Here is a 4,198-nt window from a genome sequence, read left to right as displayed (position 1 = left end):
TATCACGCCCCGCGCGGCGGAAAATAAACGGGCCACCCGAGGGCAGCCCGTTGATACGGCGGTTTAGGATTGTGCGGCGCGTTCGGCGGCCAGCTTTTCCTGACGGTAGGCTTCGGCGGCTTCCCGCTCCCGCTTGGTGGCCTGGCGCATCATCCAGTAGTTGATGACAATCACCAGCGTGCCGATGATGCCGATTAAAATCGTTGCCAGCACGTTCATCTGCGGGTCGAGGCCGAGTTTGATTTTCGAGAAAATCACCTGCGGCAGGGTGGACGAACCCGGGCCGGAGAGGAAGGAGGTAATCACCAAATCATCCAGCGACAGGGTAATGCCGAGTAGGAAGCCCGAGGCGATGGCCGGAGCAATCAGCGGCAGGGTAATCACGAAAAAGATTTTCAGCGGGCGCGCGCCCAAATCCATGGCGGCTTCTTCCAGCGACTGGTCCAGCTCAATCAGGCGCGAGCGGATGACGACGGTGATGTAGGCCATGCACAGGGTGGTGTGCCCCAGGAAAATGGTGAAAAAGCCGCGGTCGAAATACAGCGCCTGCAGCCATTCGCTGTTTTGCAGAAACATCTGTACCTGGATAATCAGCAGCAGCATGGACAGGCCGGTAATCACGTCGGGCATCACCATGGGCGCGGAAATCATGCCGGCAAACAGGGTGCTGCCGCGGAAGCGTTTAATCCGCGCCATGGCATAGCCCGCCAGCGTGCCGAGCACCACGGCGGCCAGTGAGGACACTAAGGCAATCCGCAGCGACAGCCAGGCGGCTTCCAAAATGGTGTCGTTTTGCAGCAGCGCGGCATACCATTTGGTGGAGAAGCCGCCCCATACGGTCACCAGCTTGGATTCGTTAAACGAGTAAATCACCAGAATAAACAGGGGGATATACAGAAACGCCATCGACAGGCAGAGCATGAGTTTCAGAAACCACGACAGTTTGTTTTTCTGCATTATTTGCCTCCTTCTTCGATTTCTCGGTTTTCGTAGTGCTGGAACAGGGCAATCGGTACCACCAGCAACGCCACCATGACAACGGCAACAGCAGAAGCCAGCGGCCAGTTGTTTTGGTCGAAGAATGCCTGCCACAATACTTTACCGATCATCAGGTTTTCCGATCCGCCGACCAGCTCGGGAATCACAAATTCGCCGACGGCGGGGACGAATACCAGCATGGAGCCGGCGATGATGCCGGTTTTGGAGAGCGGCAGCGTGATGGTAAAGAAGGATTTAATCGGACCTGCACCCAAGTCGGAAGCGGCTTCCAGCAGGCGGCCGTCGAGTTTGACCAGCTGGGTGTAGAGCGGCAGAATCATAAACGGCAGATAGGCATACACCATCACCAGATTCAGCGAGAAGGCGTTGTAAAACAAATCGAGCGGCTCGCTGATGATGCCGTATTTCAACAGGAAGTTGTTGACGATGCCGTTGTGACCCAACAGACCCATCCAGGCGTACACGCGCAGCAGGAAAGATGTCCAGAAAGGCAGCATGATGGCCAGCAGCAGGCCGTTGCGGATGGACGGGTGGGCGCGGGAAATCGCGTAGGCGGTGGGGTAGCCGATCAGCAGGCAGATGACGGTAGTGGTCAGCGCGGTTTTAATCGACGACCAGTAAGTCAGCAGGTAGATGTTATCGCCGTTGCTGCCGCTGAACGGATTGAGCATTTGGCCCAATGTCGTCCAGAAGTTTTGGAAGATATCGGCATAATTCTGATAGCTGACGGCAATATTCAGACGGCCTAAATCTTCGTCCACCGTGGTTAAGGGGGTAAACGGCGGAATGGCGATTTCCTGCTCCGCAAAGCTGATTTTCAGCACGATGGCGAAAGGTACGAGGAAAAAGACCAGCAGCCAGATATACGGCACGGCCACCACGGCGCGGCGGCCTTTGGGGCGCAGCAGCGCTTTTTTGAGGGTATCGAATAATTTCATTACACCACCTCCGCTTTAACGGAACAACGGAGTCGGCTGGTTTTCCGGCCAGCTGACATATACGGTTTCGTCCCAAGTCGGCGGCGTGATGTTGCGCACATACCAGTAGGGAGCGGGCACTTGACTCTTGATAACGCGGCCGTTGGCCAGCTTGATGTGGTAGATGGCGAAGCTGCCCAGATAGGCGATTTCTTTCACCGTACCCTGTGCCCAGTTGAAGTCGCCCAGGTGGTCGGGTTTTTCTTTATACAGATCGATGTCTTCGGGGCGGATGCTCACCCACAAATCCTGCTCGGCCGGGCCGCCTAAGCCGTGGTCGATGCGGACGTGTTTTTCCAAGCCTTCGCATTCGATAACGGCATAGTCGGCATGGTCTTCAATCACCACGCCTTCGAAAATATTGGTTTCGCCGATAAATTCGGCGGTAAAGCGGCTGTTCGGGTAGTCGTACACATCGGCCGGCGTGCCCACTTGCTGCAGCTGGCCTTCGGACATAATGGCGATGCGTGTGGCCATGGTCATGGCTTCTTCCTGGTCGTGGGTCACCATGATGCAGGTGACGCCGACCTGCTCCAGCGTATTCACCAATTCAAATTGGGTTTGCTGGCGCAGTTTTTTGTCCAATGCGCCCAAAGGCTCATCGAGCAACAGGATTTTCGGACGTTTGGCCAAACTGCGTGCCAAAGCAATACGTTGTTGCTGGCCGCCGGATAGTTGGTGCGGTTTGCGTTTGGCAAATTTGGTCATCTGCACCAGACGCAGCATTTCTTCCACGCGCGCATCAATTTCGCCTTTGGGCATTTTGTCCTGCTTCAGGCCGAAAGCGATGTTTTGTTCCACAGTCATGTGCGGAAACAGCGCGTAGCTTTGGAACATCATATTGATCGGGCGGTCGTAGGGCGCCAGCTTGGTAATGTCCTGACCGTCGAGAATGATTTTGCCCTGATTGGGGATTTCCATGCCTGCCAGCATACGCAGCAGCGTGGATTTACCGCTGCCCGAGCTGCCCAAAAGGGCAAAGATTTCATGTTGGTAAATGTCCAAGTCGATGTTATCGACAGCGTAATTGTCACCAAACTTTTTCACCAGGCCCTGGATTTGCAGATAAGGCTTGGCGGAAGACGCAGTATGTGCGGTCATAATGGCAATACTCCAAAAAGAGAACGAGTACCGGCAAAACGGATTTTCGAAAGGGTGATAAAAAGCTGTTTGATTGCTGGAGGGTGTCCAGGCGGCAGGCCGTCTGAAACACTTGTGGAGCGCACGGGCAGCACGGATTGCATTTCCGAAATCAATCGGGGCAGGCAGCGGGCCTGCCGTTTGCTAAGGCTGGCGAAGCCTTTGCAAACAAACCCATAATTATATTAGCCTTGCGCCGCTCAGGGCAATAATAAATTGCCCCGATTGGCTGATTTTGCCGAATACGGGCGGGAATACAACGCTTTTGCCCGGTAGCGTGTGCTGTGCTTGCAGTTTCGGCGTGCTGTTTTAATATTTTCGGACAACAAAAGCGCATATGGAGAATAGCATGAGCATCAAACACTGGCCGGAAGGCGAGCGTCCGAGGGAGAAATTATTGGAACGGGGCGCGGGCGCATTAAGCGATGCCGAGCTGTTGGCCATTTTGCTTCGGGTCGGCACGCGCGGCATGAGCGCGGTGGATTTGGCACGCTACCTGCTGCAAGCGTTCGGCAGCCTGGGCAAGCTCATGAGCGCCGAAGCCAAAGTATTGTCGGCCTATAAAGGAATGGGCGCGGCCAGCTTTACCCAGTTTGCCGTCGTCAAAGAAATCGGGCGGCGCATTTTGGCCGAAGAATTGCAGGAAGGCTTGGTAATGGACGGCCCGGATACCGTAGCCGACTACCTGCGCCTGCATCTGGGACATGAAAAAGTCGAAGTCAGCATCGCCTTGCTGCTCAACCGCCAAAACCGCCTGATTACTGCACGCGAGCTGTCGCGCGGCACGGTGGCGGAAAACACCGTCTATATCCGCGAAATCGTCAAGCTCGCTCTGGACGAATACGCATCGGCCGTCATCGTGGCGCACAACCACCCCGGCGGGTCGGCAGAGCCGTCTGAAAACGACATCTATTTCACCCGCCGCCTGCAGCAGGCTTTGGATTTGGTGGACATCGATCTGCTCGACCACTTTATCATCACCGCGCGGCAAAGCTGCTCAATGCGTGCTCAAGGTTTGATGGATTAAGGCTGTTGGTATAGTCGGAGAACTTAAATTCTGCTACGGCGTTGGCTCGCCCGGC

Annotated in this window: 4 protein-coding genes; 1 reads left to right on the top strand and 3 read right to left on the bottom strand. The window is 55.4% G+C overall.

Going from position 1 to position 4,198, the window contains the following annotated elements; all coding sequences use genetic code 11:
* Positions 1-63: 63 nt before the first annotated feature.
* The 3 genes from BDE01S_RS08750 to BDE01S_RS08740 are packed head-to-tail and all read right to left on the bottom strand — an operon-like array spanning position 64 to position 3,077.
* Complete coding sequence (locus BDE01S_RS08750; RefSeq protein ID WP_066080322.1) at positions 64-957, bottom strand: ABC transporter permease subunit; 894 nt, start codon at positions 955-957, stop codon at positions 64-66.
* Positions 957-1,937: an ABC transporter permease subunit gene (locus BDE01S_RS08745; protein WP_066080319.1), complete on the bottom strand. Its 981-nt coding sequence runs from the start codon at positions 1,935-1,937 to the stop codon at positions 957-959. Before BDE01S_RS08745 ends, BDE01S_RS08750 begins: the two co-directional genes overlap by 1 nt.
* Positions 1,938-1,952: 15 nt before the next feature.
* On the bottom strand, positions 1,953-3,077 hold the full coding sequence (locus BDE01S_RS08740) for an ABC transporter ATP-binding protein (protein WP_066080316.1): 1,125 nt from the start codon (positions 3,075-3,077) through the stop codon (positions 1,953-1,955).
* Between the two features lie 388 nt (positions 3,078-3,465).
* Here BDE01S_RS08740 and radC point away from each other — a divergent pair, with 388 nt between their 5' ends.
* Positions 3,466-4,143, top strand: a complete 678-nt coding sequence (gene radC, locus BDE01S_RS08735) for a RadC family protein (RefSeq protein WP_066080313.1) — start codon at positions 3,466-3,468, stop codon at positions 4,141-4,143.
* Positions 4,144-4,198: the final 55 nt, after the last annotated feature.

Origin of the sequence: Bergeriella denitrificans NBRC 102155 (assembly GCF_001592185.1) — a bacterium.
Taxonomy (GTDB): domain Bacteria; phylum Pseudomonadota; class Gammaproteobacteria; order Burkholderiales; family Neisseriaceae; genus Neisseria; species Neisseria denitrificans.
Note: the sequence above shows the minus strand (reverse complement) of the source record. Positions and strands in the feature narration are given on the sequence as shown.

Bases quoted from the DNA above. Each gene is read 5' to 3' on its own strand.
- BDE01S_RS08745 (WP_066080319.1), bottom strand. From the start codon at position 1,937: ATGAAATTATTCGATACCCTCAAAAAAGCGCTGCTGCGCCCCAAAGGC.
- BDE01S_RS08740 (WP_066080316.1), bottom strand. From the start codon at position 3,077: ATGACCGCACATACTGCGTCTTCCGCCAAGCCTTATCTGCAAATCCAG.
- BDE01S_RS08750 (WP_066080322.1), bottom strand. From the start codon at position 957: ATGCAGAAAAACAAACTGTCGTGGTTTCTGAAACTCATGCTCTGCCTG.
- radC (WP_066080313.1), top strand. From the start codon at position 3,466: ATGAGCATCAAACACTGGCCGGAAGGCGAGCGTCCGAGGGAGAAATTA.